Origin of the sequence: Mucilaginibacter paludis DSM 18603 (assembly GCF_000166195.2) — a bacterium.
Taxonomy (GTDB): Bacteria; Bacteroidota; Bacteroidia; order Sphingobacteriales; family Sphingobacteriaceae; genus Mucilaginibacter; species Mucilaginibacter paludis.
Window position 1 is genome coordinate 2748974 of record NZ_CM001403.1, and the last position, 16675, is coordinate 2765648.

Below are 16675 nucleotides of genomic sequence, written 5' to 3' on the forward strand. Positions count from 1 at the left end.
TGAACCAATGATGATCCAACCAATAGCAAAATATATAATGAGATGCTTATACATCATTGAAAGGCTTGTACAAGTGATGTTTGTAACGAAAATAGGCAATATATTCCTGTTTTTGTTCATGCTCCATTCGTTCGTACATTTTGGCTACATGCTTTCTGAAGTCTTTAAAATCACGATAAAAGCCATTCCTTTCCTCCGCATCTACTAAACCTTCATCAATCATTAGTTGAATCAGGCCAATGATGGATTGGAAAGCTAATTGATTGTATACCGGGTGCCGTTCAAAATACTCATTCCTTTTCATAGTGAGGCGTTTTGAACGGGGGGAAAACTACTTCCCCATAACTGATATTAAATTTCTTTCCTACAAACTCTAAATCCTCGATGGCTTCTACAAGCTGGCGAACTTCAAAAAGATGAGCAGGCCATTCCTGTCCCTTTCTGCTGAGTTTGTAATAATAATCTTTGCCTGCGTACCAAGCCTCCATACGTTCTAATTCAAGACGCATTTCATGCGCTGCTTTTTTTACGTTTACGATGGCTTTATGAAATTGGTTTAGGTTTCTAATTCGTGCCATTATAGTAATAAGATTTAGGAACCAATATATTGCTTGTTGTGGAATAATACAACAAAAACAATTTTCAGGAACGTGATTTGAAATTAAGACAACAAAAAAAGGCCCAAGCATTGCGGAGGGCACTGAAAAAGTAGCACTTTAACAAGATATTTACCAAAAGCGATCAAGGTAAAGGCAACATTTACTTGGTCGCTTTTTTGTTCTGGTTATTTTGGGATTGTAATTTATAGTGGGTGAGAAGGGCCAATTAAAGGTGCGGAGGAAAGGCGAAGCACCGATTTTCATAGGCCTTAACCTATCAGTTTGATGATCCTTTTCAGATTGACGGTAAAGATGGCCAACGCGCCCTGCATCTGCATATTTTGTATCCCGTAGGCTATCGCCCGGTCGTAACCATGAACGTTTTTTAGTTCGCTGTTCTTGGCCTCGATCTTATACCTGTGTTTGATTTTCTCTTTATACTCTGCTGTCTGCTGGAATGCAATCTGCTGCAGGTGTGTGCCTGATTTGATACTCACAGAATAGGTTTTGGTTTTTGCGCCCGGCTTATAGCAATTCTCCCTTAGTGGACATCTCTTACACTTTTCAATGTCAAAGTAATAAGTGTCTAACTGGTTCTCTCCAATGTTTTTCCTCCCGGTGCGTGCCTTCCGGATAGCCAAATGCCCTGCCGGGCAGACAAACATGCCGGCATCCTTATTATAATCAAACTTGTCCTGATCTTTTCTGAACCCCTGTGTGATCGATGGGTTTAGCTTAGCCACAACTTTTACACCCAGTTCACCTGTTAACTCAAGATTTTCTTTACCTGAATAAGCAGCATCGCCGATGATCATATCTACGTCAATGCCATTTTGCTGACTAATTTCCAAAAGTCTGGGAAGCTCCGGCCCATCGCCTTTTTCGCCTGAGGTAACCACTGCGGCTGTGATAATACGTTCTTCGGTCATCGCCAAATGGGTCTTGTAACCAAAGAATGAGCTATCAGTCGATTTATGGCCAGTTTTGGCATCCCTGTCTTTGGATAATGTATAGTGTTCCTGCGTATCTGCTACCGTCTCCTTCAACAGGTTCAGTTTTTCTTTTACCGCAGGTATGTGGCATAACGGCTGGTCGGCTTCAATATACTTTTCCAATGCGCTGCAATAGGCCAGTTCTTTTTCTAACTCATCCGTAGTGTTCTTTTCCGGCATACCTGCCTTCATATCTTCATCTATAGCATACACCGCCTTGCGGAGCAGTTTGGAGCGCTCCCGCAATACTTCCAATGCGGAATAAGGGTTCGATCTTGACAGCGAATGCGTGGCATCGACAATGATGGACTTTGACCGGATTATCCCCTTTTCAATGGCTATAGCAACCGTTTTACCAATCAGAAGGTTTAAAAGATCATTATCCTTCAGCCGTAGTTTTCTGAACTTTGTTAATGAACTGGGATCAATAACCCCGTCCTCGGGCGACAGCTCCAGGAAATATTTGAAGGACATATCATACTGCGAACGTTCCACCACATCAACATCAGAAACAGTATAGATCGTCTTTAATAACAGGTATTTGAACATTCGTACAGGGCTTTCTGCCGTCCTGCCATTGGTCATGCAATACTTGTTGACCAGTTCTTCATAGATAAAAGTAAAATCTATCAAGTCATTGATCTTCCTTAAAAGATTGTCTTTCGGAACAATCAGGTCATAAAGCCCCGAAAACGCACTAAACTGTATCTGTTGTTGTTGGCTAAGCATATTGGTCTCTTTCTTTCGACACTTTAAGATACAAAAAAGGGGTAGAAAAACTAAATTTTCTACCCCTTTTTCACTAAGGGACTTTTTCAGTGCCCTCGCATTGCGCCGAGCCTTTTTACCTAAACCTTATCACAAAGTAAACCAGATCGGTTACTTCTTTAACGCAAGGTACATTATGTTGTGGAATATTACAACTAAAATAATTATTAGTATTTAGTAAATTAGATTAACTGTAAGGCAATAAAACACATTACCTACAGCTATAAATTAAATTGTTTAACCATAGTGCGTTTTATAACGCTCTCCGCTAACGGGAAATTAATTTTTTGAATGCCAAACATCAACAAGCGTATGACCTGCAAGAATTTGCGGGATGGCTTTTTAATGTTCATTGGGTAAGGCATTTATCCTTTTTAGCCTCGAAGTCATTCCCACTTCTTGCAATACCTACAGATTTTCACTGAAAATCTGTAGACGAGCTATTCATCTACTTCGGAGGCACTTGCCTGCCGTATATAAAAATCAACACTATGAAAAAACATCATCCAATATTAAATCGTCTTTATAAATTATATGACACTTATAAACCACAAAGCGCAGCTACCTACGCTTATCTCGATGAGGTAATAGGCGCTAAATTTTACCCGGAGGATGAAATCCTCTACGTTCCAGGTGAAATTATTGATCAAATATTCTTCCTGGCCAGCGGTAATATGGTAGCGTATAACTTTACTGATTCCGGCGATAAACAAGTTCTTCAGATTTACCGGGAGAATGAGCACGTCGCCGGACAAAGTTTTACCCGGCAGATCCCAAGTACTTATTACCTGATGGTTTGTGCAGGATCTTACACATTGCAGATGACACGAGATCAGCTTGACGATGTTTACCGCAAGTTTCCGGAAACCCAGGAACTGGGCCGAATAAGATTAAGTACGGCTGAGGAAAAAGAAGTGCGGCATAAGCAGCTATTATTTTTACCCGGAATCCAAATGGTGGAAACATTTTACAAGGAGTACCCGGAACTTATTGAGCCGGGAAAAGTATTGAGGGATCGGGATATAGCTTCTTATTTGTTGCTTGCGGAAGGGAGCTTACGGGATTTAAGAAATCGGTTGTTGAGGGAAGGATTACTTAAACTACCGGCTAAGGAAGGAGAAAACACACTCAAATACGGCTAATTCTTGATAAAATTACGAGTTCGCGCAGAAATATGCGCGAACTTTTCTGAAAGATTCTTGATTTTTGACAGATACATTCTCCCGAAAAAAACATTTAAGCCTCGAAAAGAAAGGATCTAATGGGATAAAATATACTTGACCAATATATTTTTATTATGAATGATACATCTTTTAAGCTGCTGGCATGGGTTACCGAGTCCATTGCACCTGCGGAATTATCAGGCAGTAACCTAACAACTGCAGATTTTGAAAACTGGAAAACACTACTGAAGTCGGAAAGTACCGAATGGCGGATCGCCATATCTTCATACCTGCTAGGCATGGCGGATGATGACGAGAAATTGCAATATCTGAAAGCGCAACAAATTCAACTGACCCTATTGAGCAACAAGCTCAACCAATATCTGTGCAGGGATCAAAAAATATGGTCAGGGCATAAATGGGCCGATCAAATTCGAACATGCTACAGGAAATCACTGGCGGTTTGCGAAGAGTTGCTCAGTTTTACAGTAGAAAACTTCCCGGAATATTCCGCACCGAACTTAAAAGTTACCGATTATAAATTAATAGAAGTCCTTCCCAACCTGCGCAACCGGATTTATGGCCTGAAAACCACTTTGTTGAATACAGCAATTGATCCCATACTGGCACAACTGATCGTCAAAGGCATGAGCGGACTTTTAACTCCTGGGAAATTGACCATTGCCGGTAAAAAATACCTTAATTGTCTTATTTATGAAATTACCGGTTTGGAAATTTTCAGTACAGACCACCTAATTGATTTACTCATTCGGCTAAATTTTAACCAGCCGGAATTTTATCTCTATTTGACCGATTCAGTAAATAAGAAAAGGTTTCAAATTGACGGGCTTCATGAGGAATATGAATATATTTTGCAAGAAAGAGAAGTGCTAAATAATAAAAAGAGCTTGACGGGGCTGGCATTATATCCAGGTCAACTTCCGGTAAAGCTGGAATTGCAGCAGTTCTATAACGAAAAAGCTATTTACCTGGAAGAGTTGTTATCGCATCGTCGGAAGGCTATCCAGGATAAGCTGGAAGCAGAACGTGCCTTTCGGATGCTAATCGATATTCCCGTTCCGGTGTTTGCCTTATTTGTGCGGATGCTGAAAGAAACGAAGTTTATATTGAAGACGGGGATCACCGAAATGTGTACTTTTTTTGCAATACATTTTTACACGGATAAAGCACCATTTATTTCATCGGCCAATTTGCTGAAGCGATCCACTGATGTAGAGTTTACAACGGTGCTAAAGTTATGGGATTTGCTGACTTTTATGCTCGACTGGCTTGATTTGAAGTTCAACGTCAGGAGTATAAAGCGTTCAATCCGATAGCTTATCCTGAAAATCATCCAGTAGCCCTTCCTGTTTCAGTAAATTGAGCAAGTCTGTGTACCATAAATAAGTAAACAGGGGATGTGCTTTCAATTGTCGTACATCCTGATCCAGCACATCCTGTAAGCAGTTGATACCCATACTTGCTGCACGGGACTTAAACTCGTCACTGGCATCCAGGTTTGCTAAAAGTTTAGTGGAATTTGAAATCTTTTGCATGAATATTGCACTATTTAATGAACTAATTTACGAATTATGATAAATCAATCTACAGATATATGAATAGTTAAAGATCAGCCATTTAACATCGAACCCAGTTCAAAATAAAAGCGTGGGCTCAGTTTATTGCGCATTTGGAGGGACCGCGAAGACCCTGATGTACGCAGATAAACAGGCCCACGCTTTTGCATGGGCGAAGTCCATCATCCACGGTACATCTCTGAAAAATTCGCGGTTTCCCAAATGCCGGGATAAATAACTATCGCTCTATATATTTAGCCGTAAATACCACTGTCGGTATATACCTATTTTTCCATTTCCGCAAAGATAAACGATCCTCCAAAACTCCGTATAATTATTTAATCGCTATTGAATAATTACCCTCTTCATTTTTTTTTCAAAATATTTTCATCCCAAAACGGCCTTCAGAGCCATCTCCTGCGGGGGTGAAGTTTTTTCCAAAATTTACTTCCTGGTTTTCGTTCATTCCATCCACTTGCTTTGCTCCCATGATCACCAATGGGAAGATGATGAAACCGACTGAACTGGCCCGCCTACTATTGAAAACAGTTAACGACAGCATTTCCAAAACACTGTCAGAAACCGGCATTCAGAAAGAACGGATCAGTAAAGCCGAAGCCTACCGGCTATATGGCCGGTCGCAGGTTGACCGCTGGATCGCTGAAGGCTTATTCAAGCCTGTCAAAGGACGGCACTTCATCTCCGCATCAGGTATCGACCGGGTTAAACTGGAGCAGATCGCTGCGGCCAGTAACCGGATCACCTATCTGCCGGTGGCAGAGCGGTAACGACCGTTATTTGACAACATGGGATGAAGCATTACCCGGCGCAGAGCCGGGAATCAAGAGCAGCTGCGGTTGCCCGTTCTGTACGTTTTTACAGGCGGCAACCGGATACCAGTGATCCTTGGGCAGCCCGTTTGGGCATAGTCTGTACAGGCTAACGCAGGTAATCCCGGATTTTTTATAAACCGGTAAAAGCGGATTCTTTGGGTTCGTTGCCCATTACCGGTTCCATATTTTCTTCTTTCATAATCATTCGAAAATGAATACAATAAACGCTACTCAAAACGATTACCGCCACCGAAAGCGGAAGGCGGCACAATTGCCCTATTACCGGGTTCAGTACGATTTACCCCTGGGCGATACGCCGTCTGTCCGTACCTGCCTGGAATCCAACGGACTTTGGGAACTCGTAACCGCCCCACTTCGTGAAGTGTACTATTACAAAGTCTATGAAAACCAAAAACGCAAGAACTTCTGCGCTATCGGCTGGCCCAACGAAAATGGTGGTTGGGAGATCAGGCATCCCCGTTATATTGGATGCATTGGCCTGAAAGGAATGACCTTTATCGCTGGCAAGCCGGACAGGCTACTCGTTTTTATTGACCTTACCGACTATCTATGCTGGCAATATGATCATAAAAACGATTTCCCAAGCATACTGATTCTTAACCATCTGGAATTTTTGCCTGCCGCCAGAAAGCGGGCGGCGAAGTTTGTATCCGTGACCGTAGGCTTTGACAGAATACCCCAAAACTTATTTACCAATGGAGTTTGAAATATCTGCCAGCGACCTTAAGATCATCATTCAGGAAGCTGCTGAACTCGGTGCGATTCTGGCGCTTACCAAAACTGGCAAACTTAAACCATACCTCAATAAATCCGAGGCATTCCGAAAATATGGAAGAGCTAACATTGAGCACCTGGCTGAGAAGGGGTTCATCACCATTCGCAAAGATGGCGATCATTCTGCCTGCTGGCGCATTGATCGCATGGAAATTGAGGCCATTGTCAAGGCCAAAATCTTACTGCAAAGATTATAACTCGCATCACGCAAAATCCCACCATTTTTTATAAATCTTAATTCAAATCTTATGTCTAATTATTTAAATGCGAGCGAGATCAGGGAACAGGTTTCCCTGGCCGGGCTGCTCACCCGGCTGGGCTATTACCCCGTACGGGCATCCGGAAAGGAACATCTGTATATCAGCATGTTGCGCGATTCGGATACCAATCCATCCTTAGCCGTTAATGATGATTTAGGTGTCTGGTACGATCATGGCCTGGGCAAAGGCGGTAACGTTATTGACTTCAGCCTGGCATACTGGCCAAACCTGTCCTTTAAAGAAGTACTGGAAAAGATCGTAGCCGTTTCCAACCTACCGCTCACCGGCCAGAAGCCGGATGCCGAACCAAACACCAGGCGAAAGCATGCTCTGAAAGTCCCTCATTACCAGATCGAGGATATTAAGGAGTTAGGCAACAACCCCGCCATTACTGCATACCTGCAACAGCGCGGCGTATGGGAAGCAGCCGAAGGCCGTTTGAAGGAAATCTATTATTATGTAGAGGACGAGAAAAAACAACGCAAACAATTCTTTGCCGCAGGCTGGCAGAACGAGGTGCAAGGTTGGGAAGTCCGCAACAAATATTTCAAAGGATGTTTGGGCCATAAAGGATTGACCCTGATTCCTGGTGAAAATGATCGTCTGGCTGTGTTTGAGGGCTATATCAATTATTTAAGCTGGCTGACTTTAAACCCGGAAGCCGATTCCAATGTGTTAGTGCTGAACTCCCTGGCCTTGTTACAGGGCGGCATTAAAAAAGCCAGCGATTTCAATGAAATTGATCTTTATTTAGACAGGGATAAATCCGGCGAACAGGCATCACTCGATTTTATTAAAGCATTGCCAACAGCCATTGACCGTTCGGCCACCTATCAGGGTTATGGCGATTTTAATGATTATTTGCGGGCCGGTATAAAGGCCAACCAGGACTTCGCTTATCAACAGCCGACAGAGACCCTTTTCAGGTCAGCATTTTCCCGCTGATACCACATATCCGGGTACCGGGTAACCACCTACTTAATAACAATTCCTTACATGCTTACACACGCGAGTTTATTCAGCGGGATAGGTGGCTTTGATATGGCCGCGACCTGGAAAGGCTGGTATAACATATTTTCCTGTGAGAAAGACCCTTTTTGCAGGAAGATCTTAAAATTCTACTGGCCCCAAACCGAACAATATGAAGACATACACCAATTCGATGCAACTCCTTATAGGGGAAGCATCAACATCCTCAGCGGCGGGTTTCCCTGCCAGCCCTTCAGCAGCGCATGACGACGAAAGGGCAAGGCAGATGACCGCTATCTCTGGCCGGAAACTCGGCGAATTATTACAGAAGTCCGGCCCAACTGGATCGTTCTTGAAAACGTTGCTGGACTGTTCACCATTCTGGAGCCGGAGAGTTTATCTGAAATGGAAGTCAAAGCGGTTGAGCTTTTTTGTTCGGACAGTGAACAGGAAGCAAACGCCACAATCATCCGCCTCCAGCGAAGAGTCATTGGAAGCATTATTGCAGAAATTGGGTCAGCAGGATATTTATTACCCCAGCTTGAGGATGGCACACCAATCGTTCTGTGTATTCCAGCTTGCGCCGTTAACGCACCGCACCGCCGGGACCGAACCTGGTTTGTTGCCCACGCCCAACACCGTGCAAATCCCGCGTATGGTGATCGACAAGGAAACGCTGCAAGTAACGGAACTGATGAGGAAAGACGGCAAACCGAGACAGCGTTCCATCCGGGACGCCCTACTGATCATGGCTGCTCAGCACGGACTGATCCCAACGGTAACAGCGATGGACAGTACGCAGTCAACTGCGAAAATGAGATCGGCCCAGGTGAAAGAGGACAGTATGCACAGCATGACGCTGAGCAGGCTGATAGCTTTGCTACCTACACCTACGGCGAGGGACTGGAAAGGCCCGCAGGCAAAAGATTATCAGGGAAAGGAAAGCAGCCTGCCTGGTACGGTGAAATTCCTGGCTGGGATGAATGGCCCACTCAACCCCCGGTTTGTAGCAGAAATGATGGGATTCCCCGCGAACTGGACGGAATTGCCTTTTCGAAGTGGCGGAACGCAAGTATAAAAGCTTACGGCAATGCCATTGTACCACAGGTAGCCTTTGAACTTTTCAATGCTATCCAAGCGGTTCATCGCCCCCTTTGACCGGTGTAACGTGTTACACCGATACCCTTTCGTTTTTACCCGTGCAAGATGTGTTTTTGTCCGACAAAAATTACGTTTCACTCCATTTTTATCAGACAAAAACCTCTTGCCTTAAACTGCCGCTCCGTACCTACGCGGCAGATTAAGGAGTATCGGGAACTCGCAACTCGTTCCCTCTATGAAAAGAGAAAAAGGCCAGCCCAAACTCAGGGGCCGCCCCCAAAAGGACAGCGGCAAACGCACTAAAAAGATAGACACCCGATTTACCGAGGAAGAATATCAGCTCATCCTTGACATGGAAAAAGAGTTAGGTATTTCCAAAACCGATCTGATCAGATTGCGGGTTTTGGAAAACGCCCGGAATGTCGTAGTCAACGCGGCTGCGCTAATCGGCAGCCTGGACACCATCGGAGCGGAATTAGGCAGGTCAGGTAATAATATCAATCAACTGGCGCGCTATGCCAATGTCCTTAAGAAGCGGGGCATTTTGTCGGCGGTCGTCATTGAGCGGTTTAACCTGCTTTTTGAAACTTATAACCGCCAGCACAAAGAAATCATCATTGCCCTTCGCCAGGTCATCCGGCAGATGGGCAAGTGATTCAATCAAATTTTTCACTTAAAAATTAATATCATGGCGACTAACAAACCAATCTACATCTTTACCGGCCCCGTGTCGGCGTTCGTTATTCTGCTCTTACTGGCAGGCAATATTTTCTTTGGCCTGCGGTACAGCTTTTTTGAAAGGCCGGAAAAACAGGCTGCCCCGGCGTTAAGCATAAAAGCAGGGCTTCCTGAACCCTCGGACGATGCATTTGAAACTGACGACCGGGCAGTTTTTCGTTTTACGGGTGATACGGTATTGATTTTAAGCCCTGCAAATCCGATCAATTACTGCCCAGCCTGGAATGTATTGTATAAAGACCGTTACGGTATATACCAAACCGAAGACCTGACGGAAACAATGCTTGACAAAGTGGAAGATACTGCCGACACCACGAGTTATAACCCGGCAAGCGACAAGCTATCCAGTTACAAGTAAATACTGACCTTGTTATAACCTATCATGGTATGACCGCGCATGCCCATTGTTATAAACGCTCAGGTTACGGGATATCCTGTTATGCTGTCGCAAGATAGGTTTGACTTTGATACCTGATATTAATGTATCAGTTTATAAACGACCATGTCCTGAAGTAACGCGGTATAGCCTATCCTGGTATAACGGCTCAGGATCGTTGTTATAAGTGCCAAAGTTACGTGAGAACCTGATATACCGTCGCAAGATAGGTTTGACTTTGATACCTGATATAATATATCAGTTTATAAACGACCAAGCTCTGCAATAAAACGATATAACCTATCATGGAACTTGTTATGCTGATACAACCAGTCAGGCTATTTACTATCCCATACCAATTTATACAATAACGTGATCGCAAGAATTTTGGGTAAATCATCCCTGTTCGGTGCGGTTAATTACAACACCGAAAAAATGGATCAAGGCAAAGGTGAGTTGATGCTGGTTGCGAACTTCGGCCCCTTACAGGGACTTGATCATTTAAAGCCGGAAGACTACAAGGCTTACCTGACTGCGCTCGCAGCACTGAACAAGGATGTCGCGGAACCGCAGTTCCACGCCACGATCTCCGCAGAGGGCAAAAGTCACGATAAACAGGCACTGACCGGCATCGCCGTAGCCTGGTTAGCCGAGATGGGTTATGCCGACCAACCTTATCTGATCGTCTTCCACAATGACACCGATAACAATCATGTTCATGTGGTTTCGGTACGGGTAGACTGCAACGGCGACACCATTAAAGACAGCTATGAACACAGCCGCTCGGTGCGCAATATCAATAAGGTCATGGGCATGGATGAAAAGCATGGCAGCAAAGCCGCAATCGAAAAAGCATTAAGCTATGACTTTTCGACCAAAGCGCAGTTCATGATGATCCTGGAAAGCCAGGGCTATGTATTGCGCGAGGCCGGGCAGGTTTTGGAAGTCATCAAATTCGGAAAAAAGCAGGACGAAATTCAGCTGGCCCAGGTAGCCGAAAAATTAAAAGCATATCTACCAGACACCGGCAGGCAGGCCCAGCTTAAAGCTATACTGCATAAATATGCCGCGATCTATGATACCGAATTGAAACCCCTGACTACGCCATTACCAGGCGGCTTTAATAAGGCTACTGGCCGGTACACCTCGGAGCTGTCGGCTTATCTCAAAGCCAAAATGGGAATACAGTTGCAATTCCATGCGGGTGAAGGCAAAGCACCTTATGGTTATACGCTGATCGACCATGCGGCTAAAACAGTATGGAAAGGCGGCGAGATCATTCCGCTCAAAGAGCTGCTGGCCCTGAATGGCCGCGAAACATTTACTAAGCAGGAACCTGAAGTGCAAAATCCTGTGGCGGTGGAAGCGGAAGTACAGGAGGCCGGGCCGGAAACTACAGATTATTATAGTGCCCTGCTAAAAGCCGCGCTTCATAATTATCCCGACCTCGGACAGGGCTTGCAACACCAGGGTTTGGAGATCGGTGGTACGGAAGAAGATCCCCTGTTAATAGATCCGCCAGCAAATACCGCCATCCCGGTCGGCCAGTTGCTCTCCGGCAATGATCTCGACGATTTCAGGGAGCAGTATCACCACCATGTTTACGTTCCGGGTATTCACATCGCGGACGATGTGGACGATCAGCAAATTCATGGCATGCGCAGACGGCGGCAAAAGAAAGCAAGAACCAATACCCGCTAACCCATTTACTTACTTAAATTTTTTTTATGGTAATTCTTATTGGCAACCAGAAAGGGGGCGCAGGGAAAAGTACGCTCACTTTGTTACTGGCTAATTTTTTAACGCTGGTTAAACGGCGCAATGTGTTGGTGATCGATATGGATCACCAGCAATCCGTGGCGCAGAAATATGAAAAGTCCAAAATAACGGATAACGTCCCGCCTTACGAGGTTATGGCCGCCGACCTGGCCGATTACCCATCCATGCACGAGTTGCTGAACGCTACCTCAACAAACCAGGTCGTCCTGATCGACCTGCCTGGTAAACTGGATGATGACGGACTGATCAAAATATTCCAGTCAGCGCATTGGGTGATCTGTCCTTTTGCGTATGACGAACTGAGTTTTGAATCCACCATATTTTTCTCGGTGGTACTGCAAAAGCTTAATCCCAGGGCGATGATCACTTATATACCTAACCGGGTCAAAGCCAACGTCCGCTATGAACTCCGGCGTGACGTAGATGAGCAGTTAGCCAATTTTGGGCAAGTTACCGAACCCTTGCCCGACCGGATTGACTTTCAGCGGATCACCACTTTGCACACACCCCCATCCTTAGATCCCGTGGTGGGGCCTGTATTTGAACAGCTTTACCACGACTACATCCAACCCCTATGAGTGAAATGAAAAACCTGGCCGAACAGCTTCGCAACCAGATCGCGAAGCCCGCCACAAACCAAACACCGGCCAAAACCAGGCCGAAGGAGAACAAAACCATTACCCCCGAAAACAACAGCCCGCCACCGGTATCCGACCTGATCAAACAACTGATGGACTATGACAACAGTGATCACAAAAGCATGGTACATGTACGCTTCGACGCGCAAACCGCGCAAACACTGGCACATTTCAAGATGGCTACGGGCGTGGAAGTTACCCGGCTGGTCGCATACGCCGTCCGGCAGTTTACCAAGCAGCATCCCGAGATCCGGGAGATCATTAAAGAATACTTTAAAAACCTCGAATTATGACCTGGTTACAATTTATACTATGGGTGACAGGGGTTTACTTCCTGTATTACCTGGCGATCATCTTACTCGACCTCAAAGGCGGTAAGGCGCGGGCGGAAACCGGCAAGGCCATGAGTTATGAGCTCAGTTTTTCCGAGCCGGTGGCCGCAGAAAAAGTGGAACATCCGACAGAGCCACTGACTGCGCAGAACAGTATGCCCCGACAAGTGGCCACTGAAACGCCACCTCCTCCACCACCACCAGAACGCAAACCCGAACCCGATAACGTTGCCTCTGGCGGGGTAACGCTCAAAAACCTCTTTAATCTCGTCCGCGAAGAAGCGATCCTTTACACGCGGCCCGTCAATTTCCAAACATGAAGAGACTAACCCTATTATTGCTTGTCCTGCTTTACGGCATCGTCGCCCACGCACAACCCGGCATAGACGAAATGCAGCAGGCCAGGCAGGATCTGTCCAATTCGTTCTTTTCCGCACTGGACTGTGCCTTAGTGATCGCCGGAATTTTCGGTATTACCGGGGCCATTAAAATATACCATAACTGGCAGGCGGGGAAGCCGCGCATCGATTCCGATGTAGCAGCCTGGTTTTATGCCGCCCTGTTTATGGTGCTCATGGGCACGTTTCTCCGGGCCATTTTTGGTATTTGATTCATTGTTTATTGTCAAGGCGTAAGCGGTTCCCCAACAGGTGGCCGCTTTTTTTATGCCCAATCCTCACCTCAAATTTTTAACACCCCAATTTTTTATGCTTAACAAAATCAAATTTGTATTGGCGACAGCTATCCTGTTCGTCCTGGCATCGGTACAAGCCTTTGCCCAAAGCGGTGTAACCGGCCTGAACACAGCTACCTCAACCCTGCAAACCTACGTTGATCCCGTAACCAACATTTCCCTGGTCATCGGGGGAATTGTCGGTATCGTCGGCGCTATCCGCGTGTACTCCAAGTGGAACTCCGGCGACAACGACATTAACAAGGAGCTAATGGGTTGGGGTGGTAGTTGCGTCTTTTTAGTCGTGTCCGCTCTGGTCATCAAAGCCTTCTTCGGATTGAATTAATGTCCAAAAAGTTTGCTATTTACAAGGGGCTTCAGAAGCCCCTTGTTTTTCGTGGCTTCGCCGGAAAATTCATCTATTGGGGCATCGGCTGCCTGCTGGCCGGGCTTGTTTTCGGCGCGCTTACGATGTCTCTGGTCAATATGTGGCTGGGTGCAATGGTGCTTATCGGCACCATCGTCGGCGGCCTGTTTTATATCGCAGGCAAGCAGAAGAACGGTTTGCATGACAAATCCCGGGCGAAAGGCACCTACGTCCATTCCGTCAGCCTTAAAAAAATCAATCACTATGTCCGCAAAACAAGTTTTTAAACTCCCTTATATCGGTGTGGATAAAAGCGCGGAGTATCATCTGCTGGTTGGCACCGGCGGCGAATGTTCCGTCATTATTCAGATCACGAACCCGGTATTGCGCTATTCCGCAGCCCCCGCAGCTTATGACGAGTTTCATGGCTTGCTCATCAATATCGTCAAGATCCTGGGTGATGGCTACATCCTGCAAAAGCAGGATGTATTTACCCAATTGGATTATCCCGCCAAATCCGCAGATGAATATTTACAGCAACAGTACAACGCGCATTTTGAAGGTCGCAAATACTTACAGGTTTCCACTTACCTCACCATCACCAGGCAAGTCAAAAAAGGCACCTTTTACGTCTATGATAAAAAGGTGCTGCGGGATATGCAACAAGCCGTAGGCAAAGTACTGGATATTCTGACCGCCGCCAGGGCAGCACCGCTTGTACTGGAAGAAAGTGCGATCAATACGCTGCTTATGCGCCTATTGAGCATGAACTTTAATAACGGCCCCATCGTGCTGGATAACCTGGCCCCATCGGATACCGAACTGCAAATGGGCGAACGCGCCATTCGAAACATTAGCCTGATCAATATTGACAGCATCGACCTGCCCACCGAAGTAGGTACGCATATCGAACTGAACGACCCGGAGGCGCTACGCGGTTTCCCGGTTGATTTCTTGTCCTTTCTGTACCGCGTTCCCGGCTTTGATACGCTGGTCTATAATCAGGTGCTTGAAATACCCAGCCAGGCCATGACGCTGAAAAAGCTGGAATTAAAGAAAAAACGACATTCCGGTATACCCGACCCTGCCAATACCTTATGTGTCGAAGATATTGACCTGCTATTGAGCGATGTGGCCAGGGAAAACCAGCTTTTGGTGAACTGCCATTTTAACATCGTGATCTCAGCCGGACAGGGGCAAATACAAAAGGCCGTTAACTTCGTAGAAAGCGCCCTGTTCCAATTGGGTATTATTCCAAGTAAGAATGCCTACAACCAATTGGAGCTGTTCCGGTCGGCATTACCGGGCAATGCGGTGGAACTTAAATCATACGATTGGTTCCTGACCACCTGCGACGCGGCGGCCTGTTTTTTCTTTAAGGAATCTTTGCCTAATGATGAGCCGTCCGATTTTTTGATCCGCTTTACCGATAGGCAGGGCATCCCGGTCGGCATCGACCCGGCAGACCTGCCTATGCGCACCGGGCGCATCAATAACCGCAACAAGTTTGTGCTGGGGCCAAGCGGTTCGGGCAAGAGCTTTTTCATGAATGCACTCGTCGAGCAATACCTGTTATATAACATGGATGTGGTCATTGTGGATGTGGGCCATTCCTACTCCGGCTTATGTGCTTACTATAATGGGAAGTATATCACTTACAGTGAAGAAAAGCCTATTACGATGAATCCCTTTGCGATGAACGCGGGCGAATATAATATCGAAAAGAAGGATTTTCTAATTACGCTCATCGCCCTGTTATGGAAAGGTGCGGACGGAACCATCTCTACTATTGAAAGGGATGTGCTGTCCAATGTGATCAACGCCTATTATATAGCTAAGTTTCAAGACCACAGGCCGGAGTTGAATTTCAATACCTTTTATGAGTTTGCGCTGGAAAAGATCCCACAGATCAAACAGGAAGAACGCATACCTTTCGACGTTGATGAGTTTCGTTATGTGTTAAAGAAGTTTTATCAAGGAGGGGAATACCAGGCGATCCTGAATGAGGCGGCCGATCAGTCCCTGTTTTCTGAACGCCTGATCATCTATGAAATCGACAACATACAGACCAACGCTATTTTGCTGCCCATCGTTACGCTCATTATTATGGACGTATTTATTCAAAAGATGCGGCACCGTAAGCAGCAGCGAAAAACGTTGATCCTGGAGGAAGCCTGGCGCGCGCTGGCTTCGCCCATTATGGCTAATTTTTTGCTCTACCTCAATAAAACCGTAAGAAAGTTTTGGGGCGAGATCATCGAGGTCACGCAGGAATTAGGAGATATACTCGGCAACCCGATTGTCAAAGACAGTATCATTAATAACTCCGATACCGTTATCCTGCTCGACCAAAGTAAGTTCAAGGATAATTACAATGAAATCGCTTCCTTACTTTCTATAACCGAAACCGAACGCAAAAAAATCTTTACCATTAACAAACTCGATAACCAGGAAGGCCGGGGCCGCTTCAAGGAGGTATATATCCGGCGAGGGTCGGTTGGAGAAGTTTACGGCGTAGAGGTCAGCTTGAAACAGTACCTTACTTATACAACCGAAAAGCCGGAGAAGTCAGCCGTCGAGATTTATGCCAAAACCTTCGGTACCTATCCCGCAGGCCTGGATGCTTTTGTCTCCGATATGCAGGAAAGCAAATTGTCATTGGGCGAATTTATTAACCGGGTAAACCAGGCCGGTACACCGATCCACTAATCACTA

At 45.8% G+C, this 16675-nt stretch carries 22 protein-coding genes; 18 read left to right on the forward strand and 4 right to left on the reverse strand.

Annotated features, from left to right (window positions below):
- Nucleotides 1-46: 46 nt before the first annotated feature.
- The 3 genes from MUCPA_RS11455 to MUCPA_RS11465 all read right to left on the reverse strand — a co-directional run bounded on the left by MUCPA_RS11455 (nucleotide 47) and on the right by MUCPA_RS11465 (nucleotide 2320).
- A complete protein-coding gene (locus tag MUCPA_RS11455) occupies nucleotides 47-304 on the reverse strand; it encodes a hypothetical protein (protein WP_008506530.1) in 258 nt (85 codons plus the stop codon).
- Nucleotides 291-578, reverse strand: a complete 288-nt coding sequence (locus tag MUCPA_RS11460; protein WP_008506531.1) for a hypothetical protein — start codon at nucleotides 576-578, stop codon at nucleotides 291-293. Before MUCPA_RS11460 ends, MUCPA_RS11455 begins: the two co-directional genes overlap by 14 nt.
- A gap of 290 nt (nucleotides 579-868) precedes the next feature.
- Nucleotides 869-2320 (reverse strand): IS1182 family transposase, encoded by a 1452-nt coding sequence (locus MUCPA_RS11465; protein WP_008506532.1) that lies wholly within the window; start codon nucleotides 2318-2320, stop codon nucleotides 869-871.
- Nucleotides 2321-2850: 530 nt separating this feature from the next.
- On the opposite strand from MUCPA_RS11465, the gene MUCPA_RS11470 reads away from it, so the two are divergent.
- Both MUCPA_RS11470 and MUCPA_RS11475 read left to right on the forward strand, forming a co-directional pair.
- Nucleotides 2851-3501 carry a Crp/Fnr family transcriptional regulator gene (locus MUCPA_RS11470; protein ID WP_008506533.1) on the forward strand — a complete coding sequence of 217 codons (651 nt, stop codon included), beginning with the start codon at nucleotides 2851-2853 and terminating at the stop codon, nucleotides 3499-3501.
- Nucleotides 3502-3656: 155 nt separating this feature from the next.
- Nucleotides 3657-4859 carry a hypothetical protein gene (locus MUCPA_RS11475; protein ID WP_008506535.1) on the forward strand — a complete coding sequence of 401 codons (1203 nt, stop codon included), beginning with the start codon at nucleotides 3657-3659 and terminating at the stop codon, nucleotides 4857-4859.
- On the opposite strand, the gene MUCPA_RS11480 is transcribed toward MUCPA_RS11475, so the two are convergent.
- The gene (locus MUCPA_RS11480; protein ID WP_008506536.1) at nucleotides 4848-5078 is read right to left on the reverse strand and encodes a hypothetical protein; all 231 of its coding nucleotides are present in this window, start codon (nucleotides 5076-5078) and stop codon (nucleotides 4848-4850) included. The two genes, MUCPA_RS11475 and MUCPA_RS11480, sit on opposite strands and share 12 nt — an antisense overlap.
- Before the next feature lie 527 nt (nucleotides 5079-5605).
- Between MUCPA_RS11480 and MUCPA_RS11485 the strand changes: the two genes are divergently transcribed.
- The 16 genes from MUCPA_RS11485 to MUCPA_RS11555 all read left to right on the forward strand — a co-directional run bounded on the left by MUCPA_RS11485 (nucleotide 5606) and on the right by MUCPA_RS11555 (nucleotide 16669).
- Nucleotides 5606-5887: a hypothetical protein gene (locus MUCPA_RS11485; protein ID WP_147425562.1), complete on the forward strand. Its 282-nt coding sequence runs from the start codon at nucleotides 5606-5608 to the stop codon at nucleotides 5885-5887.
- Between the two features lie 256 nt (nucleotides 5888-6143).
- Nucleotides 6144-6659 (forward strand): hypothetical protein, encoded by a 516-nt coding sequence (locus MUCPA_RS11490; protein WP_008506538.1) that lies wholly within the window; start codon nucleotides 6144-6146, stop codon nucleotides 6657-6659.
- Nucleotides 6649-6924, forward strand: coding sequence for a hypothetical protein (locus MUCPA_RS11495; protein ID WP_008506539.1), 276 nt, complete (start codon nucleotides 6649-6651; stop codon nucleotides 6922-6924). The genes MUCPA_RS11490 and MUCPA_RS11495 overlap by 11 nt, the downstream gene beginning before the upstream one ends.
- A 51-nt stretch (nucleotides 6925-6975) precedes the next feature.
- On the forward strand, nucleotides 6976-7932 hold the full coding sequence (locus tag MUCPA_RS11500) for a toprim domain-containing protein (protein ID WP_008506540.1): 957 nt from the start codon (nucleotides 6976-6978) through the stop codon (nucleotides 7930-7932).
- Between the two features lie 51 nt (nucleotides 7933-7983).
- Entirely contained in the window at nucleotides 7984-8223 is a 240-nt protein-coding gene (locus MUCPA_RS38630; RefSeq protein WP_008506541.1) for a DNA cytosine methyltransferase, read from the forward strand.
- 274 nt (nucleotides 8224-8497) lie between these two features.
- The gene (locus tag MUCPA_RS38635) at nucleotides 8498-9034 is read left to right on the forward strand and encodes a hypothetical protein (protein ID WP_217220474.1); all 537 of its coding nucleotides are present in this window, start codon (nucleotides 8498-8500) and stop codon (nucleotides 9032-9034) included.
- Nucleotides 9035-9292: 258 nt separating this feature from the next.
- Entirely contained in the window at nucleotides 9293-9712 is a 420-nt protein-coding gene (locus MUCPA_RS11510) for a plasmid mobilization protein (RefSeq protein ID WP_008506543.1), read from the forward strand.
- A 33-nt stretch (nucleotides 9713-9745) separates the two neighbouring features.
- A complete protein-coding gene (locus MUCPA_RS11515; protein ID WP_008506544.1) occupies nucleotides 9746-10153 on the forward strand; it encodes a hypothetical protein in 408 nt (135 codons plus the stop codon).
- Between the two features lie 390 nt (nucleotides 10154-10543).
- The gene (locus MUCPA_RS11520; RefSeq protein WP_008506545.1) at nucleotides 10544-11872 is read left to right on the forward strand and encodes a relaxase/mobilization nuclease domain-containing protein; all 1329 of its coding nucleotides are present in this window, start codon (nucleotides 10544-10546) and stop codon (nucleotides 11870-11872) included.
- 26 nt (nucleotides 11873-11898) lie between these two features.
- Nucleotides 11899-12528, forward strand: coding sequence for a ParA family protein (locus MUCPA_RS11525; protein WP_008506546.1), 630 nt, complete (start codon nucleotides 11899-11901; stop codon nucleotides 12526-12528).
- Nucleotides 12525-12881: a hypothetical protein gene (locus MUCPA_RS11530; RefSeq protein WP_008506547.1), complete on the forward strand. Its 357-nt coding sequence runs from the start codon at nucleotides 12525-12527 to the stop codon at nucleotides 12879-12881. Before MUCPA_RS11525 ends, MUCPA_RS11530 begins: the two co-directional genes overlap by 4 nt.
- Nucleotides 12878-13240 carry a hypothetical protein gene (locus MUCPA_RS11535; protein ID WP_008506548.1) on the forward strand — a complete coding sequence of 121 codons (363 nt, stop codon included), beginning with the start codon at nucleotides 12878-12880 and terminating at the stop codon, nucleotides 13238-13240. Before MUCPA_RS11530 ends, MUCPA_RS11535 begins: the two co-directional genes overlap by 4 nt.
- The gene (locus MUCPA_RS11540; RefSeq protein ID WP_008506549.1) at nucleotides 13237-13530 is read left to right on the forward strand and encodes a DUF4134 family protein; all 294 of its coding nucleotides are present in this window, start codon (nucleotides 13237-13239) and stop codon (nucleotides 13528-13530) included. The genes MUCPA_RS11535 and MUCPA_RS11540 overlap by 4 nt, the downstream gene beginning before the upstream one ends.
- 55 nt (nucleotides 13531-13585) lie before the next feature.
- The gene (locus MUCPA_RS11545) at nucleotides 13586-13939 is read left to right on the forward strand and encodes a DUF4134 domain-containing protein (RefSeq protein WP_233276859.1); all 354 of its coding nucleotides are present in this window, start codon (nucleotides 13586-13588) and stop codon (nucleotides 13937-13939) included.
- The gene (locus MUCPA_RS36960; protein WP_008506551.1) at nucleotides 13939-14247 is read left to right on the forward strand and encodes a hypothetical protein; all 309 of its coding nucleotides are present in this window, start codon (nucleotides 13939-13941) and stop codon (nucleotides 14245-14247) included. The genes MUCPA_RS11545 and MUCPA_RS36960 overlap by 1 nt, the downstream gene beginning before the upstream one ends.
- On the forward strand, nucleotides 14225-16669 hold the full coding sequence (locus MUCPA_RS11555) for a TraG family conjugative transposon ATPase (protein WP_008506552.1): 2445 nt from the start codon (nucleotides 14225-14227) through the stop codon (nucleotides 16667-16669). The genes MUCPA_RS36960 and MUCPA_RS11555 overlap by 23 nt, the downstream gene beginning before the upstream one ends.
- The last annotated feature ends 6 nt before the right edge of the window (nucleotides 16670-16675 follow it).

Excerpts from the sequence above, each read along its gene's own strand:
- MUCPA_RS11455 (WP_008506530.1), bottom strand. The coding sequence starts at position 304 with ATGAAAAGGAATGAGTATTTTGAACGGCACCCGGTATACAATCAATTA.
- MUCPA_RS11460 (WP_008506531.1), bottom strand. The coding sequence starts at position 578 with ATGGCACGAATTAGAAACCTAAACCAATTTCATAAAGCCATCGTAAAC.
- MUCPA_RS11465 (WP_008506532.1), bottom strand. The coding sequence starts at position 2,320 with ATGCTTAGCCAACAACAACAGATACAGTTTAGTGCGTTTTCGGGGCTT.
- MUCPA_RS11470 (WP_008506533.1), top strand. The coding sequence starts at position 2,851 with ATGAAAAAACATCATCCAATATTAAATCGTCTTTATAAATTATATGAC.
- MUCPA_RS11475 (WP_008506535.1), top strand. The coding sequence starts at position 3,657 with ATGAATGATACATCTTTTAAGCTGCTGGCATGGGTTACCGAGTCCATT.
- MUCPA_RS11480 (WP_008506536.1), bottom strand. The coding sequence starts at position 5,078 with ATGCAAAAGATTTCAAATTCCACTAAACTTTTAGCAAACCTGGATGCC.
- MUCPA_RS11485 (WP_147425562.1), top strand. The coding sequence starts at position 5,606 with ATGATGAAACCGACTGAACTGGCCCGCCTACTATTGAAAACAGTTAAC.
- MUCPA_RS11490 (WP_008506538.1), top strand. The coding sequence starts at position 6,144 with ATGAATACAATAAACGCTACTCAAAACGATTACCGCCACCGAAAGCGG.
- MUCPA_RS11495 (WP_008506539.1), top strand. The coding sequence starts at position 6,649 with ATGGAGTTTGAAATATCTGCCAGCGACCTTAAGATCATCATTCAGGAA.
- MUCPA_RS11500 (WP_008506540.1), top strand. The coding sequence starts at position 6,976 with ATGTCTAATTATTTAAATGCGAGCGAGATCAGGGAACAGGTTTCCCTG.
- MUCPA_RS38630 (WP_008506541.1), top strand. The coding sequence starts at position 7,984 with ATGCTTACACACGCGAGTTTATTCAGCGGGATAGGTGGCTTTGATATG.
- MUCPA_RS11510 (WP_008506543.1), top strand. The coding sequence starts at position 9,293 with ATGAAAAGAGAAAAAGGCCAGCCCAAACTCAGGGGCCGCCCCCAAAAG.
- MUCPA_RS11515 (WP_008506544.1), top strand. The coding sequence starts at position 9,746 with ATGGCGACTAACAAACCAATCTACATCTTTACCGGCCCCGTGTCGGCG.
- MUCPA_RS11525 (WP_008506546.1), top strand. The coding sequence starts at position 11,899 with ATGGTAATTCTTATTGGCAACCAGAAAGGGGGCGCAGGGAAAAGTACG.
- MUCPA_RS11530 (WP_008506547.1), top strand. The coding sequence starts at position 12,525 with ATGAGTGAAATGAAAAACCTGGCCGAACAGCTTCGCAACCAGATCGCG.
- MUCPA_RS11535 (WP_008506548.1), top strand. The coding sequence starts at position 12,878 with ATGACCTGGTTACAATTTATACTATGGGTGACAGGGGTTTACTTCCTG.
- MUCPA_RS11540 (WP_008506549.1), top strand. The coding sequence starts at position 13,237 with ATGAAGAGACTAACCCTATTATTGCTTGTCCTGCTTTACGGCATCGTC.
- MUCPA_RS11545 (WP_233276859.1), top strand. The coding sequence starts at position 13,586 with ATGCCCAATCCTCACCTCAAATTTTTAACACCCCAATTTTTTATGCTT.
- MUCPA_RS36960 (WP_008506551.1), top strand. The coding sequence starts at position 13,939 with ATGTCCAAAAAGTTTGCTATTTACAAGGGGCTTCAGAAGCCCCTTGTT.
- MUCPA_RS11555 (WP_008506552.1), top strand. The coding sequence starts at position 14,225 with ATGTCCGCAAAACAAGTTTTTAAACTCCCTTATATCGGTGTGGATAAA.